This is a genomic window from Pseudomonas sp. SA233 (assembly GCF_054792385.1).
The window spans coordinates 1,731,362-1,753,080 of record NZ_CP096449.1 but is presented as its reverse complement, the minus strand read 5'-3'; the positions used below and the strand labels follow the sequence as shown (position 1 = coordinate 1,753,080).

The window sequence follows — 21,719 nt, the reverse complement described above, 5'->3', positions numbered from 1 at the left end:
TCAGCTCATGGCTCAGGACGGCACCACCGCCGCCTGCCCGCTCATGGCCAGGTCGACCAGCTCGCGGTTGGCCACCGCGTACATCGCATAATCGGTACCCGTTGCATTGCGCAGGTCATCCAGCATGGCGCGCCAGCGCTCCACCATCCCCCGGTGCTGCTCGGCCCACAGCGCCACGCGGGCGTCCATGTCTTCCGGTGCATCGGCCATCTGCAGTACCGAGATGGTGATCGCCCGCTGCTGCAGGTCGATGTCGTCGCGGAACGCCTCGCGGGCCAGCGCCTGCCAGTTGTTCTCCACCGGCAGGTTGCTGATTTCCTGCAGGTACCAGGTCAGGTCCAGTGCGCTGCCCACGGCGAAGAACGCCTTGGCCACCTGCGCCGGGTCATGGCCGGTAACATCCGACGCCTCGATGATCGGCAACAGGGTGTACAGGTGGGTAGTGCCAGCCACCATGCGCGCCAGCAACTCCGGCACACCAGCCTCAACGAAGCCCTGGTAGCGCACCATCCAGCGCTCGCGGGTCGGGCCTTCGAGCAACTCGTCGAGCTTGAGCCCCAGTTGCGCGATCTTCGGCCCGAAGTGCGCGGTGTCGCGCCCGGCGTCCTGCTCGTTGCGGCGGCTGCGCAGGAACCAGCGGGTGGCACGACGGCCCAAGCGCATCAGCTCGTCCATCAGGGTCAGCTGGATTTCCGCCGGCACCTGGTAGTCCAGAGCCTCGATCTGACGGAACCAGTGCGGCAGGTGGAAGATGTCGCGCACGATCACGTAGGCCCCGGCCACGTTGGCCGGGCTCATGCCGGTCGACTCCTTCAGGCGCTGGACGAAGGTGATGCCCATGTTGTTGACCAGGTCGTTGGCGATCTGGGTGCTGACGATCTCGCGCTTCAGGCGGTGGCGGCGCATGGACTCGGCGAACTTGCTGACCAGCGACGGCGGGAAGGCGGTTTCCATGTCGCGGGTCAGGTAGTCATCGTCCGGCACCAGCGACTTGAGCAGCTGTTCCTTGAGGTCGATCTTGCTGTACGAGATCAGCACCGACAGCTCGGCGCGGGTCAGGCCCTGACCGGCGGCCAGGCGCTCGGCCAACTGCTCTTCGGACGGCAGGAACTCGATGGCACGGTCCAGCTTGCCTCGGGCCTCCAAGTCAGCCATCAGGCGCTTGTACTCGGCAATCCGCTCGCGGGCGCGGCGGGCCGCCAGCGACAGCGCCTGGGTCTGCTTGTAGTTGTTGCCCAGCACCAGCCCGGCCACTTCGTCGGTCATGCTGCCCAGCAGCTGGTTGCGCTGCTTCTCGGTCATGTCGCCACCCTGCACCACTTCGTTGAGCAGGATCTTGATGTTGACCTCGTGGTCGGAGCAGTCCACGCCGCCGGCGTTGTCGATGAAGTCGGTGTTGGTGGCGCCGCCATGCAGGCCGAACTCGACCCGGCCAAGCTGGGTCATGCCCAGGTTGCCGCCCTCGCCCACCACCTTGCAGCGCAGCTCGTTGCCATTGACCCGCAGCGCGTCGTTGGCCTTGTCGCCGACATCGGCGTGGCTCTCGGTGCTGGCCTTGACGTAGGTACCGATGCCACCGTTCCACAGCAGGTCTACCGGTGCCTTGAGCAGCGCATTGAGCAGCTCGGTCGGGGTCAGGCGATCGGCTTCGATGGCGAAGCGCTCTTTCATCTGCGGGCTGATGGCGATGCTCTTGGCACTGCGCGGGAAGATACCGCCGCCTTCGGACATGATGCTGGTGTCGTAGTCGCTCCAGGCCGAGCGCGGCAGGTCGAACAGGCGCTTGCGCTCGGCAAAGCTGGAAGCAGGCTCCGGGTTCGGGTCGATGAAGATGTGCAGGTGGTTGAACGCCGCCACCAGTTGCAGCTTGTCGGACATCAGCAGGCCGTTGCCGAACACGTCGCCGGCCATGTCGCCGACGCCAATGACGGTGATCGGGTCTTCCTGCACATTGATGCCGCGCTCGCGGAAGTGGCGCTGCACGCCCACCCAGGCGCCGCGCGCGGTAATGCCCATCTTCTTGTGGTCGTAACCGGCCGAGCCGCCCGAGGCGAAGGCGTCGCCCAGCCAGAAGCCGTAGTCGATGGCGATGCCGTTGGCGATGTCCGAGAAGGTCGCGGTGCCCTTGTCGGCCGCCACCACCAGGTACGGGTCGTCATCGTCATGGCGTACCACGTTGGCCGGCGGCACCACGCCACCGTCCTTGAGGTTGTCGGTGATGTCGAGCAGGCCGGAAATGAAGATGCGGTAGCACGCCACGCCTTCGGCGGCGATCTCGTCACGGCTGCCGCCCAGCGGCAGGCGGCGCGGCAGGAAGCCGCCCTTGGCGCCGACCGGCACGATCACCGAGTTCTTCACCTGCTGGGCTTTCACCAGGCCCAGCACTTCGGTGCGGAAGTCTTCCTCGCGGTCGGACCAGCGCAGGCCGCCGCGGGCGACGTTGCCAAAGCGCAGGTGCACGCCTTCGACCCGTGGCGAGTAGACGAAGATCTCGAACTTGGGCACTGGTTTAGGCAGTTCGGGGATCAGCTTGGGGTTGAACTTGAAGCTGAAGTACGACTTGTTGTGGCCGTTGGCGTCCGGCTGGTAGAAGTTGGTGCGCAGGGTGGCCTTGATCAGGTCCAGGTAGCGACGCAGGATGCGGTCTTCGTTGAGCACCTGCACGTCGTCCAGCGCGGTCAGGATAGCTTGCTCCAGGCGCAGTTGCTTGTCATCCAGGTCTTCCTGGGTGAGTTTGCGCGCCAGGTAGAAGCGGGTCTTGAACAACCGGGTCAGCTCGCGGGCGATGTCGGTGTGGTTGTTCAGGGTACTGGCGATGTAGCCCAGGTCGAAGCCCAGGCGAATCTGCTTCAGGTAACGGGCGTAGGCGCGCAGCAGCGCCACGTCGCGCCATGGCAGGCCGGCGGTCAGCACCAGACGGTTGAAGGCGTCGTTCTCGGCATCGCCGCGGACGATGTGGATGAAGGCATCCTGCAGGGTGTCGTTGAGCTGCTGGATGTCCAGGCTCAGGCCTTCGCTGTAGGTGAAGGCGAAGTCGTGGATCCAGTAGCTGCGGCCACTGGCATGGCGCAGGCGGTACGGGAACTCGCCGAGTACGCGCAGGCCAAGGTTCTCCAGGATCGGCAGCACGTCGGACAGCGCCAGCGGCGTGTCGGCGTGGTACAGCTTGCAGTGCAGGGTGCGTTCCCCGACCTGGGTCAATGGCTGGTAGAAGCTCATCGCCAGCGGCTTGCTTTCCGACAGGTTCAGCACGTGCTGCAGGTCGACCACCGCCGAGTGCGCGGCGAAGCGCTCGCGGTAGCCGGCCGGGAAACCTTTGGGGAAGTCGGCGAGGATGTTGGTGCCCTGGGCTTCGCCGAAGTTCTCGATCACCAGTGCCGAGTAGTCGTCATGCCACGAACGGCAGGCCTGGATCACTTCGCGTTCCAGCTGCTGCGGGTCGATGTCGATGCGGTTTTTCGGGTCTACCCGCAAAATCAGCTGCACACGGGCCAGCACCGATTCGGAGAAGAAGGTCCAGAACTCGCAGTCGCTGGCCTTCAGGCGCTCCATCAGCACCTGCTGGATCTTCTGCCGCACTTCGGTGGAGTAGATTTCCCGCGGCACATAGGCCAGGCAGTAGCAGAAGCGGCCGTACGGGTCCTTGCGCAGGAACACGCGGATCTTGTTGCGTTCCTGGATCTGCACGATCGACATGACGGTGCTGAACAGCTCGTCGACCGGGGTCTGGAACAGGTCGTCGCGCGGCAGTACTTCCAGTACCTGGGCCAGTTCCTTGCCCAGGTGGGCCTTGGGATCGAAGCCCGACCGGCGCTCGACTTCGGTGACCTTCTGCCGGATATAAGGGATGGCATGCACGCTTTCACCGTACACCGACGAGGTGTACAGGCCCATGAAGCGGTGCTCCTTGATCACCTTGCCATTGGCGTCCAGCTGGCGGATCGACACGTAGTCCGGGTAGGCCGGGCGGTGTACGCGGCTTGGCAGCGCGGCCTTGGCGAACGACAGCAGCAGCGGTTCGTTGAGGTAGGCCACGGCGTAGTCTTCGATGCGCAGCTCGTCGCTCGTCAGGCCCACGCGCAGGCGGCGCGGCAGGCCGAGGAACGACTGCTCGTCGTAGACCATCTGGCCGCCATCGGCGTCGCCCTTGACGGTGAATTCTTCATAGCCCAGGAAGGTGAAGTGGTTGTCCAGCAGCCACTCGAGGAAAGCCTTGACCTCGCCCTTTTCGTTCTGCGCCGGGCCAAAGGCGGTCTGCTCCACCTCCGCAACCACTTCACGCAGCTTGGCCTTCATCGGTTCGAAGTCGGCCACCACCACCCGCACCTCGGCCAGCACCTGCTCGATCTCGCGGGCCAGTACCGTCAGCTCGGCGGCGTTGGCGCAACGGTCGATCTCCAGGTACATCAGCGACTCATGGCGTACGCCCTCGCCCTGGGTGCCCTTGGGTAGCAGTTCAAGCAGCTCGCCCTTGGCGCCGCGGCGCACGCTGAGCACGGTGGTCTGCAGGGTGTGGATGCTGTAGCCGCGGCGGTTGAGCTCGGTGCGTACCGAGTCGACCAGGAACGGCAGGTCGTGGTGCAGCACTTCGACCACGCTGTGGGTCGATTGCCAGCCATTACGCTCGTAATCGGGGTTGTACACCCGTACTTGCGGGTATTCGGGGTCGAAACGCTCGATGATGCGCCAGGCTGACAGGGTGCAGCCGGCCAGGTCGGAAAGCCTGCGTTGGGTGAGTTCGTCCAGAGAGATGATGCCGAAGAACTGCTCGGCGAACAGCGCGACTTGTGGTAGGGACTGTTCGCTGATGTGCTGCGCCAGGGCCGCTTGCAGTTGATGCTGGAAGTCGGCTTTGCTGGCTGCGGTGAAGAACGCCATCTGTGGTACTCCGCTTGGGCTTTGTAATAATTGAAGCGTCGCTGCGTGCGCCGTCTACGGATCAACGATAGCCAACCCGTGGCAAGGCGGACGGTAAAACCAGGCGTTGAACGTGCGCAGGCACGCCCAGGGCTCGCCGAAGCTTAACGACTGATCGGTCATCAAGGCTTGCAGCGCTGCGACAATTTCGGTCAAGGGGCGGTAACTTTACGTTTATGCCTGTCGGCAAGACTGTCAGAATTCCCTTCCGTTTCCTTTGATCCGAGCCTTGTCCATGCAAATCAATACTGCCCTGCTGTTCGCCACCCCTTGCGATGACGAGGAAGACAACATGGCGACCCTGTGCTGCCACAGCGACAAGGGTCAGATGTTCCTGCTGACCCGCTACCCGGACGAAGACACCGTCGACCTGACCCTGGATGACGAGCCGTCGACGCTGGATGGCCTGAAAGTGACCCTGAGCGCCAAGCGCCTGCTGATCGAAGTGGCGGCCGGCGACCGGGATGCGCTGAAGGGGGATGAGGTGCTGGAGATCAACCTGACCAGCGAGCTGAGTGACATGGATGAAGTGAAGCAAACCCTGGAGAACATCCTGGCCGGGACCGGCACCTTCGTCTGCGAACTCTGAGCCATACAGAAATCCAAACGCTTGCGCGATCCCTGTAGGAGCGGCCTTGTGTCGCGATGGGTCGCAACGCGGCCCCAGCAATGTATGCCGTGACGCCGAGATTCTGGGGCCGCTTTGCGGCCCATCGCGACACAAGGCCGCTCCTACAAAGGCCGCGCCAGGCTTCAGATCAGTGCCGCCTGCATCTCCCGGGCCTGTTGCCGCAACGCCTGGCAAAACGGCTCCACCGCCGCCGACGCCGGCCGGTGGTCCGGCCTGATCAGCATCACCTGATACGGCACCGACACCCGCAACCGCCGGATCGGTAACCCGCCCTGCGCCGCCTCCAGGCCGCTCAGCGGGTTGATGATCGCCACCCCCAGGCCTTGCCTGACCATGGCGCACACCGAGGCAGCACTGGTGGTCTCGATGACCGTGCGGCGGTTCACCCCTGCCGCGCGAAAGTGCTGGTCCAGGCGCTGCCGGTAAGTGTCCAGGCTGGCCAGGTTAATGAAGTCGACCCCGTGGAAATCGCTCAGCTCCAGCTCGGCCCTGGCCTGCAACGGGTGCCCGTCGGGCAGCACGCACACCATGTTGGCGCTGAACAGCAATTCGCCGTAGGCGCCACGCGGTATCTGTTCTACCTCGGTCAGGCCCAGGTCATGCTGCTGGGCAACCAGCGACTCCTCCAGCAACGGCGACTCCTGCGCCAGGATACTCACGCTCACGCCCCGGTGCTGCTGGTGAAAGCGCTGGCAAGCCTTGGGCAGCAAAGTCTGGGAAAACAGCGGCAGGCAGGTAATGGCCAGCCGGCCCTGCTCGAAATTGCGGATGGCCTGGGCAAAGCGGTCGATGCGCTCCAGCCCTACGTAGGCCCGCTCAACCTCCTCGATCAACAGCAGCGCCTGGGCCGTCGCCACCAGGCGGCCACCTTCGCGCTCGAACAGGTTCAGCCCGGTTACCTGCTCCAGCCGCGCCAGTTCGCGGCTGACGGTGGGCTGCGAGGTGAACAGCAGGCGCGCCGCACCGGTGACGCTGCCAGCGGCCATGATGGCGCGGAACACTTCGATATGGCGGACGGACAGTTTCACGGGCAACACCTGGCAAGTCGGTAATGGTCATATCAGATATGAATGGCTGACAGAAAAATAGCTATTTTTCTGAATTCCTGCTTCGGCTCATTCTCGTGGCTTTCCTTATATGAGTAGCGCCACCATGACTGCACCCTTCACTCTTCTGGCCGAGGCTGTCCGCCAGCACGGCTCGCCGCTGTGGGCCTACGACGCCAGCACCATCGCCGAGCGTGTCGAACAGCTGAAGGTGTTCGACACCGTGCGCTTCGCCCAGAAGGCCAACCCCAACCTGCATGTGCTGCGCCTGATGCGCGCCCACGGCCTGGTGCTTGACGCAGTGTCGCTGGGCGAAATGGAGCGGGCTTTTGCCGCGGGCGCCAGCGTGGAAGGCGACCCTGCCGGCGTGGTGCTGACCTGCGACGCGCTGGACCGGCCGACCCTGGAGCGGGTGGTGGCCTCGAAGATCGAAGTCAACGCCGGTTCCATCGACATGCTGCGCCAACTGGGTGAACGCTCGCCCGGCCATCGCGTGTGGATCCGCATCAACCCCGGCTTCGGCCATGGCCACAGCCGCAAGACCAACACCGGCGGCGAGAACAGCAAGCACGGCATCTGGCACGAAGAGCTGGGCGAAGCGCTGGCCTGCGTGAAAACCCATGGCCTGCACCTGGTAGGGGTGCACATGCACATCGGCTCGGGGGTGGATTACCAGCACCTGGAGCAAGTGGCCCGCTCGATGATCGAGCTGATCGGCCGCCTGGGCGTGGACATTGAGGCGTTCTCCATTGGCGGCGGGCTTTCCACCCCGTACCGCAGCAGCGACAAGCCGGTCGACCTGCAACGCTACGCCCGGACCTGGGCCGTGGCCCGCAAGGAAATCGAAGCGATGCTGGGCCACCCCGTGCGCATGGAGATCGAGCCAGGGCGCTTCCTGGTGGCAGAATCGGGCTACCTGGTGGCCGAGGTACGCGCCGTGAAGCAGGTGGGCCGCAACACCTTCGTCATGATCGACGCCGGTTTCAACGACCTGATGCGCCCGGCGATGTACGGGGCCTATCACCGCATGACCCTGCTCGACGCCGACGGCCAGCCGGTGGACCGCCCACGGCAGCCGACCGTGGTGGCCGGGCCGCTGTGCGAGTCGGGTGATGTGTTCACCCAGGATGACCAGGAACTGACCCCGCACGACCTGCCCCAGGCGCAGGTGGGTGACCTGCTGGTGATCCACGACGCCGGGGCCTATGGCGCGTCGATGTCATCGAACTACAACAGCCGGCCGTTGCTGCCGGAGTTCCTGATCGAGGATGGAGCGTTACGGATGATTCGCCGCAGGCAGACGGTGCAGGACTTGCTGGGCCTGGAGGCGGGCATCTAGATACCGTTTTTCAGGCAGATTGCCCAGCGCGTTGGACTGCGCTGCCGCGTAGAGAACTGAATTCGCAAGCGGTACGCGTACCCTGTGGGAGCGGCTTTAGCCGCGAAGAATCCAACGCGGTGCATGGCACCGGCTATGCCGGTGTTCGCGGCTAAAGCCCACAGGTACGGCGCCGGGCTCGAGGGCAGTGCCTACTTGTGGGAGCGGTTTTACCCGCGAAAGGGCCGGCCCGGGCAACACATCAGCTGATGCCCTGCCCCACCGTCCATTGCCCCGCCCCACACAATCCGGGTACCCTTTTTCTTCCTCCCGGCCTCCCCGGCCATACACCGCCCAGGCATGACTCCATGATCATTCGCCAAAGTATCGCTGCAGACCACCCGCAACTGCTCGATATCTGGCTGCGCGCCGTGCGCGCCACGCACCACTTTCTGCAAGCGTCCGACATCGACGCACTGCTGCCGCAATTGCGCGACGTCTACTTCCAGGCCGTCGAGCTATGGGTCGCGGTTGACACCGAAGACCGCCCGCTGGGCTTCATCGGCTTCAATGGCAACCACGTGGAAATGCTCTTCGTCGCCCCCGAGCGCCACGGCCAGGGCATAGGCCGCGCGCTGCTGGATTTCGGCCGCCAGAAGCGCAGCGCGATGAGCGTCGATGTCAACGAGCAGAACCCGCAGGCGGTGGGGTTCTACCGGCACTACGGTTTCATCCAGACCGGCCGCTCAGCGCTGGATGGCGAAGGCCGACCGTTCCCCTTGCTGCATATGAGCTTGCCTGCCCAGGCTTGATTTTCGGGCGACTTTGCGCCCCTGCTGCTGATACAAATTCGCGAGACAGACCAAAGGTATGAACCCGACGCGTTATACCACCGTGGCAAAGGACTTGATGGAAGGCATCGCCAGCGGCCGCTACCCGGTGGGCAGCCTGCTGCCGACCGAGTTCGAACTGTGCGACCTGTACGATGTGAGCCGACACACGGTGCGCGCGGCGATCAACCAGTTGCTCAACCAAGGGCTGGTATCGCGGCGCAAGCGCGTAGGCACCCGGGTGGAGGCCAGCAGCCCGCGCGGTGGCTACTCGCAGTCACTGGCCAGCGTGGCGGACCTGGCGCACCTGGCGGAAACCCAGCAACGGGAAATCCAGGACGTGCGCCACTTCGTCGCCGACCTGAGCGAGGCGGCGCGGCTGGGGCTGGTTCCGGGCGAGCACTACTTCTGCGTGTCGAGCATCCGTGTCGACCGCGTGCACAACGCGGCGCCGCTGTGCTGGACCGATGTGTACGCGCAGCGCGACCATGCCGAGGTCATCGAGTTGGCCCGCGAGCACCCCGACCAGCTGATTGCGGGGCTGATCGAGCAGCACTATGGCCGGGCGATCGCGGTGGTCGACCAGCAGGTGCGGGCAGTGTTGCTGAGCGCGGAAATGGCCCGGGTGCTGAAGGCCGAGGCAGGCTCACCGGGGCTGAAGATCATTCGCCATTACCGCGAGGAAAACGGCGACCTGATGGCGGTTTCCGAGACGGTGCACCCGGATGATCGCTTTACCCTGGTTAGCCAGATGCGCCGGGATCGGTCGCCTGGCTGATCAAACCAGCGCCATGCTCGATATCCCAAAACTTGCGCGATCCCTGTAGGAGCGGCCTTGTGTCGCGATAGGGCTGCGCAGCAGCCCCAGAATTTCCGCGCAGGTGCACAAATTGCCGGGGCTGCTGCGCAGCCCTATCGCGACACAAGGCCGCTCCTACAGGGATCGCGCATGTGGCCAGGTTTACCTCACATGTCCAACACCCGCTCAGCCTCCGCCAACTGCTGCCCCCGCACCGTGGTCACCCGATGGTCTCGCGCCAGCAAGGCATAGATCGTCGGCAGCACGAACAATGTAAACAAGGTCCCCACCAGCATCCCGCACACGATCACTACCCCCAGGCCAAAGCGGCTGTTGGCCCCGGCACCGCTGGCAAACAGCAGTGGCAGCACGCCGAAGGTCATCGCCGCCGTGGTCATCAGCACCGGCCGCAGGCGTATCTGCGCGGCGCGGACGATGGCGGTGGCACGGTCGAGGTTGTCACGCACCTGGATCTCGTTGGCGAACTCCACCATCAGGATGCCGTGCTTGCTGATCAGGCCGATCAGGGTCACCAGGCCGATCTGCGTGTAGATGTTCAGCGTGGCCCAGCCCAGCGCCAGCGGCAGCAGCGCACCGCAGATCGACAGCGGCACGGTCACCAGGATGATCAGCGGGTCCACCAGGCTTTCGTACTGCGCGGCCAGCACCAGGTAGATCACCACCAGGGCGGCGAGAAACGCCCACATCAGGGCAAAGCCCTCCTGCACGTACTGGCGCGACTCCGATTGCCAGTCATGGCTGAAGCCAGGTGGCAGTTCGGCGGCAAGCTGTTCGAGAAATGCCACGGCATTACCCATCGACACACCGGGCGCCGGGATCGCCTGCAGGGTACTGGCGTTCTGCTGGTCGAACTGCAGCAAGCGGTTGGGCGCCACTTCGATGTCCAGGTGCACCACCGTGGCCAGCGGCACCAGGCTGCCGTTTTCGGCGCGCACGTACTGGCGGTTCAGCGCTGCCGGCGTCAGGCGCTGGTCCTGGATGCTTTGCGGGATCACGTCGTAGGAGCGCCCGAACAGGGCGAAGCGGTTGAGGTACTGTTCACCCACCAGCACACCCAGCGACTCGCCGATGGCCTGCATGCTGATGCCCAGGCTGGCCGCCTTGGCGCGGTCGATGCGCACCTTGACCACCGGGTTGTTGTAGTCGAGGTCGCTGTCCACCACGCTGAACAGGCCGCTGTCGCGGGCGCGCTGCTTGATCATCTCCATGGTCTGGTACAGCTCGGGGTAGTCCTGTGCGCTGCGCAACACCATCTGCACCGGCAAGCCACCGCTGGAACCCGGCAGCGAGGCCACCTGGAAGGCGAAGATGCTGCTGCCCTCGATGTCCGCCACGGCCTGCTGCAACTGCGCCTGCACCTGCGCGGCGGAACGCTCGCGGGCCTGCCAGGCGCTGAGGTTGATGCCGCCGAAACTGGCGGCCGGGCCGTCGGTGCCGTTGATGATCCAGGTGTCGGTGGTTTCGGCGAGGGACTTCATCACCTGGTCCAGCTTCAGGGCAAAGCGCTCCACATAATCCAGGCTGGCATGCTGCGGCGACTTGATGGCCGTCAGCACCGCCGCCTGGTCCTCGGGCGGGGCCAATTCGCGCTGCGGCAGCAGGTACAGCCAAGGCAGGCTCAGGCACACCAGAAGCGCCACACCACCACTGATCCAGCGATGCGACAGGGTGTAGGCGAGTACTCGCCCATAGGCCCCGGTCAGCATACCGAACAGGCGGTCGGCCATGTTGGCCATGGCGCCATGCTGCTGGCCGGGTTGCAACAACAGCGAACTCATTACCGGCGACAGGGTGAGCGCGACGATGCCGGACACGATCACCGCCCCCGCCAGGGTCAGGGCAAACTCACGGAACAGCGTGCCGGTCAGCCCGCCCATCAAGCCGATCGGCGCGTATACGGCGGCCAGGGTCAGGGTCATGGCGATCACCGGCCCGGCGATTTCCCGCGCCCCGGCCAGCGCCGCGGCAATCGGCGACATGCCCTCTTCGATATGACGGTGCACGTTCTCCACCACCACGATGGCATCGTCCACCACCAGGCCGATGGCCAGCACCATCGCCAGCAAGGTCAGCAGGTTCAGGCTAAAGCCGAACAGCAGCATCAAGCCCGCCGCACCGAGCATCGACAGCGGGATGGCCACCACCGCGATCACCACGCTGCGCAGCGAACCCAGACACAGCCAGATGACCAGCACCACGATCACCATGGCCTCCACCAGCGTGCGCAGCACCTCGTCGATCGAGGCGTCGATGAAGCGTGCGGTTTCATAGGCCAGCGCCACCTCCACCCCGGGTGGCAGGGTCTGGCGGATCTGCGGCAGCAGCTGGCGAATACCCTCGACGATCACCAGCGGGTTGCCGGTCGGGGTGGGGAACAGCCCCAGGTGCACGGCGGGCTTGCCGTCCATGGTGGCGCTGGTCTGGGTGGCCGCCGCGCTCAGCTCGACGGTGCCGACATCGCGCAGGCGCACCAGGTCGGTGCCATCGTTGCGGATGATCAGCTCGCGGAAGTCCTCGACCCGGGTCAGGTCGGTGTCCACCTGGATATCGGCCAGCACGTACTGCCCACGCACCTGCCCCGGCGTCGCCTGGTAGTTGTTGGCACGCACCGCCTGTGCCACGTCGGCGGCCGTCACCCCGCGCCCGGCCATCTGTTCGCTGTCCAGCCAAAGGCGCATGGCCAGGCGCTGCCCGCCGAACGACTGCACCTTGGCCACACCGTCGATGCCGGAGAACTGCGGTTCCACCACCCGCGACAGGTAATCGCTCAGTTCGGGTATCGACAAGGTTTCGCTGGCAAAGCCCACGTAGGCCACCGCCGTGGAGTCACCTGCCGACAGCTCCACCACCGGGTCGTAGGCCTTTTCCGGCAGGCGATAGCGCACCTGGTTGACCTTGGCCATGGCCTCGGCAAGCGCCTGGGTCGAATCGCGGTTGAGCACCATGCGCAAGGTGATCAGGCTGTGCCCCTGCTGCGACGACGAGGACAGGTAGTCGATGCCTTCGACCGACGACACCGCCTGGGTGATCGGCTGGGTCACGAAGCCTTGCATCAGCTCGGCAGAGGCGCCCGGGTACTCGGTGCTGATGGTGATGGTGGAAGTTTCCAGCAGCGGGTACTGGCGGATCGGCAGCTTGCCCATGGCAAACAGCCCCAACAGGATGATCAGGCTGCTGACCACCAGCGCCAGCACCGGGCGGCGGACAAAGAGGTCGGTGAACTTCACGATTCCCGCCCTCCCTGGCTGGCCTGCAGACTGTCCTGAGCCACTGGCTCGACCGGCATGCCGTCGCTCAGTTTCAACTGGCCGGAAACCACCACCTGGTCACCGGGTGCCAGGCCTGAGGTGATCTCCACCCGCCCCTGCCAGCGCTCACCGGTAGTCACCCGCACCCGGCTGACCCGGGTGCCCTGTTCAGGGTCCCGGGTAGCGACGAACACCGTCTGCCCGTAGGCGGTGTAGGTGATCGCGGTTTCCGGCACGGCCAGCACGCTTGACGGCTGCGCGGCATTCAGGCGCACGCCGGCGTACATACCCGGCTGCAACTGCCCGCCCAGGTTCGGCAAGGCCGCCTGCACCTGCACCAGGCGCGCCTTGCTCACCACCGGGTCCACCGCGACCACCCGGGCCTGGAAGTCCTGCCCGCGCACCGCATCCACCGTCAGCGCCAGCAGTTGCCCCACGTGCACTTCGGGGGCGGCTTGTTCGCCCAAGGAAAAATTGACGTGCAGCTGGCTGATGTCGGCCAGGCTGGCGATGGTCTCACCGGCACTCAGGTACTGGCCCTGATGCACCCGGCGAATGCCGAGCTTGCCGGCAAACGGCGCGCGAATTGCCTTCTGCGCGATCAGCGCCTCGACATGCAGCAGCTCACCGCTGGCCACGTCCACGGCGGTGGCCGCATTGTCGAGCAACTCCTGTGACACGGCGTTCACCGCGCGCAGCTTGCGGCTGCGCTGCAGCACCACTTCGGCATTGCGCAGCCTGGCGCGCAACTGCACGCGCTGGGCCTGCTCCGGGGCATCGTTCAGCTGTACCAGCAATTGCCCTGCACTCACCCATTGCCCCGACTCGAAGGCGATGCGGGTGATGCGCCCCGCCGTCTCGGCCGCCACCTGTACCTGGTTGACCGCCTCCAGCTCCCCCGAAGCAAAGTTCTGCCGTGCCAGCTGCACTTGCTCGGCCGTGGCCAGCGCCACCTTGGTCGCCGGCCATGCCGCCGCAGCCGGCGGCGCCGAGCCACTTCCGACCAATGCATAGGCAGCGGCCAGCACACCTGCAACAGCGCCAGCCCAGGCCAGTAACGTCCTTTTGTTCATGCAGTGCTCCGATCATCAGGGAAAGCGGTTGCGGGGAAGATCGGGCAGGACTATAAGAGCTCGAGTTAACTTGAGGTCAACAGGCATGGCAGCGGACAACACACGGATGCTAACGGTAGGGGAAGTGGCCAAACGCAGCGGCGTGGCGGTTTCTGCGCTGCACTTCTACGAGACCAAGGGGCTGATCGCCAGCGTCCGTACGGCGGGTAACCAGCGCCGCTATCCTTCACTGGTGTTGCGTACGCTGGCCATCATCAAGGTGGCGCAGCGCACGGGTATTCCGCTTGACGAGATCAAGCAGGCCTTCAGCCGCTATGCGCCCAACAGCAAGCTCACGGCAGCGCAATGGGGCGAGATGTCGACCGCCTGGCGCGAAGACCTGAACGCCCGCATTCGTACTCTGGAAGCGTTGCGCGACAGCCTGGACAACTGCATCGGTTGCGGCTGCCTGTCGCTGGAAGATTGCCCACTGCGCAACCCCGAGGATGTGCTGGGCAAGGAAGGTACCGGGCCGCGGATTCTGGAGAAGAAGGCCCGATAAGGCATGCACTCCACTTTGTAGGAGCAGCCTTGTGCTGCGAAGAGGCCGGTACAGGCAACAGATACGCATTGTCATTACTGGCCTCTTCGCAGCACAAGGCTGCTCCTACAATTACCCGCTAAATCGATGAGCCATCTATTCCCATGGCTCAGTCGCCTTTGCCCAGCACATACCGGTCGAAATGCTCGATGTGCTCGTCCAGGTTGTCCTCGAGCATCATCCGGTACTGCTCGCAGAAATACTTCAACAGCTCCTCCCGCGCGGCAGCCAGTTCCGCACTGGTCTTGAAACTGCGGGCGCTCATCCAGGCATTGAAGCGCGAGGCGCCGAAGGTCAGTGAGGCGCTGACCTTGCCCAGGTCTTCGATTTTCTCGATCTGCTGGTTCGCCAGTTCGATATGCGCATCCGCGCGGTCGTAAAAAGCCTGATCGGTAGCTTGTGTCATTGCGGTTTACCTTGTTGCTGCATTCAAATTAGGCACAGCGCCGTTTTACAGCGAAAGCTCACGACGTGAAACCGGCAATTCGTCTTCATGAGAGCCCAGCGTCCTGTTTCCCGGCCATGCGCGCCAACAGCAATTTGATGCACACCAGCAGCGGCGCTGCCACGGCAAACAGCAACGCCACAGCGATGAACGCCGTGTCGAAGGCGATCACCGCCCCTTGCCCCGTCACTGCCTGCGACAACAGGCTCATGGCCACTCGTCCAGCAGCCGGCGGGTCAATACCCTCAAGCCGCAACATCGACGTCACCGAATCAAGCCGTTCATTCACCGCCGTCGCGCCCGTGCTCACATGCGCACCAAGCGTCTGGGCATTGAGCACGCCATGCTGGTCGAGCAGCGTCTGCAACCCTGCCACCCCCAAAAGCCCACCCACCTGCCGCCCGGTATTGAAAAGGCCGATACCACTGGCCAGGCTGTGCCGGCCCAGCCTGCCAAAGGCAATCAGAGTCAGCGACAGAAACAGCAACCCCAGCCCGGCACCGCGCAGCATGACCGCCGCCATCATGTCGTGCATGCCACTCTCGCGGGTCGAGCCCGAAAGCATCCACATCGCCGCCATGATTGCCAGGATGCCAAACGGCACAGTGGCAAAAGGCGCGATACCACGCACCTGGATCAGGTACGCCACCCCCAGCAGCACGGCGATGAACACCACGCCACTGGGTAGAAGCAACAGGCCGGCGTCGGTGGCGGTGAAACCCAGCATGGACAAGGCAAAAGCCGGTATCACAAAGGCGCTGCCGAACAATGCCGCGCCAGCAACGAAGCTGACAATGAAGGCGAAGGTGAAATCACTCGACCGGAACAGACTGAAGTCCAGCAACCCCTGCCCATTACCCGTCAGTTGCTGGCCAAGCAACAGCAACAACGCCGCGCCACCGACCACACCGGCCCAGCACATGTGTGCTGTCTCGAACCAATCCCAGCGGCTGCCCTGGGTCAGGAGGTAGGTCAGGCACAGCAACGCGGTGGCCGCCAGTACCCAGCCCGGCCAATCGAAGCACCGCCGGCCTGGCAGGCCATGGGCAGGCAGCTCGACCAGCAGCAACAGGCCGGTCGCCGCCAAGGTCAGCGGCGCAACGCTGAGAAATATCCAGGTCCAATCCTGGCTATCGATCAACCACCCCTGCATCGACGGCGTGAGTGCCGCTGGCGCGACCACCGCGCCAATGGCGAACAAGCCTTGCAAGACCGGCTGCTGCCGCCGCGGGCAGGCAAGAAAGATCAGTGTCTGCCCCGCCACCAGCAATACACCGCCTGCCAGGCCTTGGCAGGCGCGCAAAGCCACCAGTAGCTCGATGCTCACCAATTGCGCCGCACCGACACAGGCCAACCCCATGGCCAGGGTCGCTCCGATGATCACCGCGCGCGGTGGCAGCCTGCCCAGCAGCCAGGGCGCGAACAGGAACCCTGCCAATTTGCAGGCGGTGTAAGCAACGTCCAGCCAGGCGAATTCATCCGGCGTGGCATGGGTATCGCCCATGATGTCGTTGCGCCCTATCGCCAGCACGCTGCTGGCGATGGCGTCGGTGAGCGCAGCCAGTACGATGCCAGCAACCAGCAGCCACCCTTTAAGCCACCTGACGCCCACCTTCCGGGTGCTCACGAGCCACCTCCGACCTCGATCCGCACTCGCGCCGACAGCCCCGGCACGATGCGCCCGGGCAACGGGTTGTGGGCCAGGCGAATCTTCACCGGCACCCGCTGCACCACACGCACGAAATTGCCCGTTGCGTTGTCCGGCGGCAACAGGCTGAACGCCGCGCCGCTGCCAGGTGCGAAGCTGTCTACCACGCCTTCGAGGCTGTCCTGCGGGTAGCCATCCAGGGTGACCCGTGCCCGCTGCCCAGGCTGGATTTGCTCCAGTTGGGTTTCCTTGAAGTTGGCCACGATCCATACCCCGTCGACCGTGACCAGATCGAGCAAGGCAGCACCCGGCATAACGAATCGTCCGACCCGTACCTGGCGATTACCAATCACTCCGGCAACCGGCGCCCGCACCACGGTATGTTCAAGCTCGATCAGCGCCAGGTCGCGCGCGGCCCTGGCCTGGGCGATAGCCGCCACGGCCGCCTCGCGCTGGGCATCCAGCACGGCGATACGCTGACGCTGAGCATCGAGTGTCGCCGCCGCAGCCTTCAGCGCGGCCTCGGCGCTGCTTCGGGCGGCGTCGGTCTGATCGACCAAGGCCTGGCTGATTGCACTGTACTGAATCAGCTTGCGGCTGCGCTCGTGGGTTTTGCTGGCCAGCTGCCGCTCGGCCTGGGCCGACTGGCGCTGCGCCTCGGCCTGGCGGACCTGCGCCTGCTGCAGGCGTGTCTGAGCGTCGACATCGCCAAGACGCGCCTCGGCAGCCTTCAGGTTGGCCTGCGCCTGGGCCAGGTGCGCACGGTAGTCGCGGTCATCGATACGGAACAACACGTCACCGGCTCTGACCTGCTGATTGTCCCCGACCTCCACCGCCGTCACGTAACCCGACACCTTGGCCGCCAGCGACGTTACATCTCCACGCACATAGGCGTTGTCGGTAAAGGCGGCGTCAGCAGAGCGCAACGTCAGCCAGCCCACAGCCAGCAACAGTATCGCTGCCACGCACAGCACGACGCCCACTATCTTCATCCGTGCAGGCTGCGGCATCACCGCCGCGCGGGCCTGCTCAGGTTCATGTGTGTTCATGATGCGTTGTCCTGTATTCGGCCCTGGTGGCATGGCACTGCCAACAGGGCCGAAGGCCTACTTCTCGCTCGGCGTGACCAGTACCGTCTCATTGCTGTCGAGCACGAACACGGCCATCAGCTTGGCCGGCTTGCTGTCGCTGGCGTTGGCACTGACGCCATGGAAAGCGCCCGGTGCCTCGTACCAGTTTTCGCCAGGTTTGTAGACCTTGGCTGGCTCGCCATTGACGCTGCTGCGCACTTCGCCTTCCAGCACCGTGGCATAGATGAATGCGGATTTCGGATGCCGATGCGCGGGCGACGCGGCCCCGGGGGCGTAGTCGACGATCACTCCGCGCATGCTTTTGCCTGGCACGTTGGGCAGTGGTCTGTCGAAGACCACGGTGACTTTGCTGACTGGCCGCTCGGCGGCGATTACCGGGGTTATGGCCAGCACGGTGAACGCGGCGGCCAGGAGGGGGCGGCTGAACATGGTGATGCTCCTTCGGTTCGGGATAGGGGTTGAATCGCTCACTGGCGAGCCAGCCAGTCTTCGAAGCGGATCTTGCCAAGCCGCGCGCCGCTGCCGGGAGTCAGCGACTTGTCATCGAGCTCGGCACCGAAATAGCGGGCGTGCACATCCGGCACCACCTTGCGTGTATCGCCACGCAGGCGCAGGAAGCGGCGCACCATTTCATCCAGTGGCGCGGCCTCTGGCCCGGCGACCTCCAGCGTGCCGAGCACGGGTGGCGCCAACGCCACATCGATCAGCGCCGCGACCACGTCATCCGCGGCCAAAGGCTGGAACAGCGCCGGCGACAGGCGAATCTCCTCTCCCACCGTCCCTGCCTGGGCAATGCCTTCGACGAACTCGAAGAACTGCGTGGCGCGCAGAATGGTGTACGGCAGCGCGGACTGCCTGATCAGCGCCTCCTGGGCGACCTTGGCCCGGAAGTAGCCATTTTCCGGCAATCGCTCGCTGCCCACGATAGACAACGCGACATGATGCTTGACCCCTGCAGCTTTCTCGGCTGCCAGCAGGTTGCGGGTGGACGTCTCGAAGAAATCGAGCACTGCCTGGTCCTCCCAGGAGGGGGCATTCGCCACATCCACAACCACATCCGCACCGTTCATCGCCTCTGCCAATCCCTCGCGGGTGATGCTGTTCACCCCCGTGCTCGGCGCTGCCGCAACGGCATCGTGGCCGCGCTCGCGCAGGCCATCGACAAGCTTCGAACCAATGAGGCCAGTGCCTCCGATCACCACGATTTTCATTGGGGCTGTCTCCACGTTCACGACTGCAACCATTGCCGTCGTGGTGGTTCAAGCATGCGCCGCCGCCCTGTGCAGAGTCCTTGCGCACCGGCTGGATTTGCCTCCAGGCTTGCTTGAATTTCCGTCCAAACTGTTCAATCCACGCCCTGGCATGTGCAGCCAGCTTTGCGCTGCCGTATCATCGGCCCATACCACTGAACAGTCGCCTCGGACACGAAGCCTAGGGCGTGCGAGGGGATGTCACGTGCCATTCGAGTTTGACGACTATGTGCTCGACGAACAGCGCAGGGAGCTGACCCTGTGCGGGAAGGCCGTGGCCATCGGCCCGCAGGTGTTCGACCTGCTCTTGCAACTGGTCAGTCACCGCGACCAGGTGCTGGGGCGTGACGAGTTGTTGGCGCGCGTGTGGAACGGCAAGATCGTCTCGGAATCGACCATCACCAGCCATATCAATGCCGTGCGCAAAGCCATCGGCGATTCCGGTGAAGAGCAGCGCCTGGTACGCACGATCGCGCGCAAGGGCTACCGCTTCGTCGGCCTGGTCCGCGAGCCTTCCAGCAGCGCGGCACAGGCCCCATCCGAACCTGTTCCCGTCGCCTGTGGGCCCGCCCTGCCCGATAAACCGTCGATCACCGTGCTGCCCTTCCAGAACCTCAGTGGTGACCCTGAACAGGACTATTTCGCCGACGGGATGGTCGAGGACATCATCGCCGCCCTGTCCCGCATTCGCTGGCTGTTCGTCATCGCCCGCAACTCGAGCTTCACCTTCAAAGGCCAGCGCATCGATGTGCAGCAGGTTGGCCAGGCACTGGGCGTGCGCTATGTGCTCGAAGGCAGCGTGCGCAAGGCTGGCAAGCGGCTACGCATCACCGGCCAGCTGATCGACGCCACCAGCGGCGAGCATCTGTGGGCCGAGCGTTTCGAGGGGCGGCTAGACGACCTGTTCGAGTTGCAGGACCAGGTGACCGAAAGCGTGGTGGGCGCCATCGCCCCGCAGCTGGAACGGGCGGAGATCGAACGGGCCAAGCGCAAGCCCACCGGCAACCTGTGCGCCTACGATTACTACCTGCGCGGCACGGCCAAGCTGCATAACGGTACCCGCGACGCCATCGCCCAGGCTCTACCGCTGTACTACCAAGCCATCGAACTGGACCCTGAGTTCGCTTCGGCCTATGGCATGGCGGCGTGGTGCTACTTCTGGCGCAAGCTCAATGGCTGGATGGATGATCGCGCCCAGGAAATCACCGAAGGTGCCCGGCTTGCGCGCCTGGCAGTGGAACTGGGGCGTGACGATGCCGTGGCGTTGACCCGCGGCGGCCATGCCCTGGGGCATCTGACGGGTGACCTGGACGGCGCGATAGCGCTGCTTGACCGGGCACGCCTGCTCAACTCCAACCTGGCGCCGGCCTGGTACCTGGGCGGGATACTCAGGGCGTTACGCGGCGAGACACAGACCGCCATCGACAATCTCAAGCACGCCACACGGCTGAGCCCACTGGACCCGGAGATGTTTCGCATGCAGGTGGGCATGGCGTTGGCGCATTTCTTTGCCGGGCGGCTGGATGAGGCTGTGGAGTGGGCGGAAAAGTCGCTGGGGAATCTGCCCAGCCTGCTGGCAGCGGTGGCCCTGCTAGCGGCCAGCCATGCACTGAGTGGGCGGATGGACAGCGCGCACCGGGCGATGGAGCGCTTGCGGGCACAAGACCCAGGGTTAAGGGTGTCGACCTTGCGCCAGTGGCTGCCGATTTACCGCGATGAGGATCTGGCCCGATTTGCCGAAGGGTTGAGGTTGGCGGGGTTACCGGCTTGATCGGGGATGCATGAAACCCTGGCCTGGATTGCCTTCGTTTGAGTACCGAAGCTCCAGCTACAAATTTGTACCCGCCACCAGTGAACCTGGATTGAGGCGCACAGTCTTAGCCGAGCCCTAAATTCGGCCTTGCCGCCGCCATTCACCAGAGCCATTCACCCCATGCGCCACGCAGTCCGTCGCTCCCCCTTTGTCTCGCTCTGCCTCATTCCTTTTTTCCACCTGTTCGCCAACCCCGCCCATGCCAGCGGGGAAAGGCAACTGGTCGCAGCCATCAACGACTATCGCACCCAGCCACAACGCTGCGAGCGGCGCATTATCCGGGGCTCGACGCCGCTGGTGCTGAAGCCGAAACTGGCGTTGCCGGTCGGCTACGGCGGGGCATTGCGGGAAGGATTGAAGGCTGCGGGGTATCAGGCGGTGAAGGTGCGGGCCATCCGTCTGGTCGGCGCACAAGATGCCGAGGAGGCCTTCGACATGCTGCGCAGCGACTACTGCACGGCCCTGCTCGATAGCCAATATGCCGATATCGGCGTCAGTCGCTCACGCAACGAGTGGCGGGTGCTGCTGGCTCGGCCCCTGCTCGATGCCCAGCTTAGCGATGGGCGATCGGCAAGCAAAGCGTTGCTGGCACAGGTGAACGCTGCACGGGCGAAACCACGCCTGTGTGGTCGCAAGCGCTTTGCCGCTGCACGCCCGCTGGCCTGGAACACCGCCCTGGGAACGGCGGCGCAGCGCCACAGCCGGGCGATGGCCAACGACAATTTCTTTGCGCACCGCGACCTCGACGGTGATCTACCTGCGGATCGGGCATGGGATGCCGGCTACCGTGGGCGGCAGATCGGCGAGAACATTGCCGCCGGCCAAGGGTCACCGAGCAAGGCGATGGCAGGCTGGCTGGCCAGCCCCGGGCATTGCGCCAACCTGATGAACCCGATGTTTACCCAGGTGGGTGCGGCCTTTGCCGAGAACTCGCGTAGCGATAACGGCGTGTACTGGACGATGCTGTTCGGCGCGCCCTGACTGACTCAGGCTGCAGACCCCGAACGAG

16 protein-coding genes are annotated in these 21,719 nt (G+C 64.7%); 7 read left to right on the top strand and 9 right to left on the bottom strand.

The genetic code is table 11. The annotated features are described in order from the left end of the window. Positions 1–12 precede the first annotated feature (12 nt). Positions 13–4,878, bottom strand: a complete 4,866-nt coding sequence (locus tag M1D87_RS08140) for an NAD-glutamate dehydrogenase (RefSeq protein WP_421091697.1) — start codon at positions 4,876–4,878, stop codon at positions 13–15. A gap of 274 nt (positions 4,879–5,152) precedes the next feature. Here M1D87_RS08140 and M1D87_RS08135 point away from each other — a divergent pair, with 274 nt between their 5' ends. Beyond that, complete coding sequence (locus M1D87_RS08135; protein WP_031324624.1) at positions 5,153–5,506, top strand: hypothetical protein; 354 nt, start codon at positions 5,153–5,155, stop codon at positions 5,504–5,506. A 164-nt stretch (positions 5,507–5,670) separates the two neighbouring features. Here M1D87_RS08135 and M1D87_RS08130 read toward each other — a convergent pair whose 3' ends face one another. Then, the gene (locus tag M1D87_RS08130; RefSeq protein ID WP_123084831.1) at positions 5,671–6,576 is read right to left on the bottom strand and encodes a LysR family transcriptional regulator; all 906 of its coding nucleotides are present in this window, start codon (positions 6,574–6,576) and stop codon (positions 5,671–5,673) included. Positions 6,577–6,700: 124 nt separating this feature from the next. On the opposite strand from M1D87_RS08130, the gene lysA reads away from it, so the two are divergent. From lysA to M1D87_RS08115, 3 genes are all read left to right on the top strand, one after another. Further along, a complete protein-coding gene (gene lysA, locus M1D87_RS08125) occupies positions 6,701–7,933 on the top strand; it encodes a diaminopimelate decarboxylase (RefSeq protein ID WP_182328512.1) in 1,233 nt (410 codons plus the stop codon). A gap of 347 nt (positions 7,934–8,280) precedes the next feature. Beyond that, a complete protein-coding gene (locus tag M1D87_RS08120) occupies positions 8,281–8,724 on the top strand; it encodes an acetyltransferase (RefSeq protein WP_023661733.1) in 444 nt (147 codons plus the stop codon). 58 nt (positions 8,725–8,782) lie between these two features. Next, entirely contained in the window at positions 8,783–9,520 is a 738-nt protein-coding gene (locus tag M1D87_RS08115) for a GntR family transcriptional regulator (RefSeq protein ID WP_123084829.1), read from the top strand. Between the two features lie 188 nt (positions 9,521–9,708). Here the strand turns inward: M1D87_RS08115 and M1D87_RS08110 are convergent, their stop codons facing one another. Together M1D87_RS08110 and M1D87_RS08105 are read right to left on the bottom strand one after the other, a co-directional pair. Continuing rightward, positions 9,709–12,789: a MexW/MexI family multidrug efflux RND transporter permease subunit gene (locus M1D87_RS08110; RefSeq protein WP_123084828.1), complete on the bottom strand. Its 3,081-nt coding sequence runs from the start codon at positions 12,787–12,789 to the stop codon at positions 9,709–9,711. After that, positions 12,786–13,883: an efflux RND transporter periplasmic adaptor subunit gene (locus tag M1D87_RS08105; RefSeq protein ID WP_039614511.1), complete on the bottom strand. Its 1,098-nt coding sequence runs from the start codon at positions 13,881–13,883 to the stop codon at positions 12,786–12,788. Before M1D87_RS08105 ends, M1D87_RS08110 begins: the two co-directional genes overlap by 4 nt. Positions 13,884–13,968: 85 nt before the next feature. On the opposite strand from M1D87_RS08105, the gene soxR reads away from it, so the two are divergent. Continuing rightward, positions 13,969–14,424 carry a redox-sensitive transcriptional activator SoxR gene (gene soxR, locus M1D87_RS08100; protein WP_039614512.1) on the top strand — a complete coding sequence of 152 codons (456 nt, stop codon included), beginning with the start codon at positions 13,969–13,971 and terminating at the stop codon, positions 14,422–14,424. 148 nt (positions 14,425–14,572) lie between these two features. Here the strand turns inward: soxR and M1D87_RS08095 are convergent, their stop codons facing one another. The 5 genes from M1D87_RS08095 to M1D87_RS08075 all read right to left on the bottom strand — a co-directional run bounded on the left by M1D87_RS08095 (position 14,573) and on the right by M1D87_RS08075 (position 18,858). Beyond that, entirely contained in the window at positions 14,573–14,869 is a 297-nt protein-coding gene (locus tag M1D87_RS08095) for a DUF3144 domain-containing protein (protein WP_015269483.1), read from the bottom strand. A gap of 85 nt (positions 14,870–14,954) precedes the next feature. After that, positions 14,955–16,535: an MFS transporter gene (locus tag M1D87_RS08090; RefSeq protein WP_123084827.1), complete on the bottom strand. Its 1,581-nt coding sequence runs from the start codon at positions 16,533–16,535 to the stop codon at positions 14,955–14,957. Next, positions 16,532–17,605 carry an HlyD family secretion protein gene (locus tag M1D87_RS08085; RefSeq protein ID WP_039614514.1) on the bottom strand — a complete coding sequence of 358 codons (1,074 nt, stop codon included), beginning with the start codon at positions 17,603–17,605 and terminating at the stop codon, positions 16,532–16,534. The genes M1D87_RS08090 and M1D87_RS08085 overlap by 4 nt, the downstream gene beginning before the upstream one ends. Before the next feature lie 57 nt (positions 17,606–17,662). Continuing rightward, the gene (locus M1D87_RS08080) at positions 17,663–18,076 is read right to left on the bottom strand and encodes a cupin domain-containing protein (RefSeq protein WP_003260184.1); all 414 of its coding nucleotides are present in this window, start codon (positions 18,074–18,076) and stop codon (positions 17,663–17,665) included. 38 nt (positions 18,077–18,114) lie between these two features. Then, positions 18,115–18,858, bottom strand: coding sequence for an SDR family oxidoreductase (locus tag M1D87_RS08075; RefSeq protein WP_123084826.1), 744 nt, complete (start codon positions 18,856–18,858; stop codon positions 18,115–18,117). A 244-nt stretch (positions 18,859–19,102) separates the two neighbouring features. Between M1D87_RS08075 and M1D87_RS08070 the strand changes: the two genes are divergently transcribed. Together M1D87_RS08070 and M1D87_RS08065 are read left to right on the top strand one after the other, a co-directional pair. Continuing rightward, positions 19,103–20,668 carry a winged helix-turn-helix domain-containing tetratricopeptide repeat protein gene (locus M1D87_RS08070; protein WP_085721105.1) on the top strand — a complete coding sequence of 522 codons (1,566 nt, stop codon included), beginning with the start codon at positions 19,103–19,105 and terminating at the stop codon, positions 20,666–20,668. Positions 20,669–20,830: 162 nt separating this feature from the next. Next, the gene (locus tag M1D87_RS08065; RefSeq protein ID WP_085721104.1) at positions 20,831–21,691 is read left to right on the top strand and encodes a CAP domain-containing protein; all 861 of its coding nucleotides are present in this window, start codon (positions 20,831–20,833) and stop codon (positions 21,689–21,691) included. The last annotated feature ends 28 nt before the right edge of the window (positions 21,692–21,719 follow it).

Excerpts from the sequence above, each read along its gene's own strand:
- M1D87_RS08140 (WP_421091697.1), bottom strand. The coding sequence starts at position 4,878 with ATGGCGTTCTTCACCGCAGCCAGCAAAGCCGACTTCCAGCATCAACTG.
- M1D87_RS08135 (WP_031324624.1), top strand. The coding sequence starts at position 5,153 with ATGCAAATCAATACTGCCCTGCTGTTCGCCACCCCTTGCGATGACGAG.
- lysA (WP_182328512.1), top strand. The coding sequence starts at position 6,701 with ATGACTGCACCCTTCACTCTTCTGGCCGAGGCTGTCCGCCAGCACGGC.
- M1D87_RS08120 (WP_023661733.1), top strand. The coding sequence starts at position 8,281 with ATGATCATTCGCCAAAGTATCGCTGCAGACCACCCGCAACTGCTCGAT.
- M1D87_RS08115 (WP_123084829.1), top strand. The coding sequence starts at position 8,783 with ATGAACCCGACGCGTTATACCACCGTGGCAAAGGACTTGATGGAAGGC.
- M1D87_RS08105 (WP_039614511.1), bottom strand. The coding sequence starts at position 13,883 with ATGAACAAAAGGACGTTACTGGCCTGGGCTGGCGCTGTTGCAGGTGTG.
- soxR (WP_039614512.1), top strand. The coding sequence starts at position 13,969 with ATGGCAGCGGACAACACACGGATGCTAACGGTAGGGGAAGTGGCCAAA.
- M1D87_RS08095 (WP_015269483.1), bottom strand. The coding sequence starts at position 14,869 with ATGACACAAGCTACCGATCAGGCTTTTTACGACCGCGCGGATGCGCAT.
- M1D87_RS08085 (WP_039614514.1), bottom strand. The coding sequence starts at position 17,605 with ATGAACACACATGAACCTGAGCAGGCCCGCGCGGCGGTGATGCCGCAG.
- M1D87_RS08080 (WP_003260184.1), bottom strand. The coding sequence starts at position 18,076 with ATGTTCAGCCGCCCCCTCCTGGCCGCCGCGTTCACCGTGCTGGCCATA.
- M1D87_RS08075 (WP_123084826.1), bottom strand. The coding sequence starts at position 18,858 with ATGAAAATCGTGGTGATCGGAGGCACTGGCCTCATTGGTTCGAAGCTT.
- M1D87_RS08065 (WP_085721104.1), top strand. The coding sequence starts at position 20,831 with ATGCGCCACGCAGTCCGTCGCTCCCCCTTTGTCTCGCTCTGCCTCATT.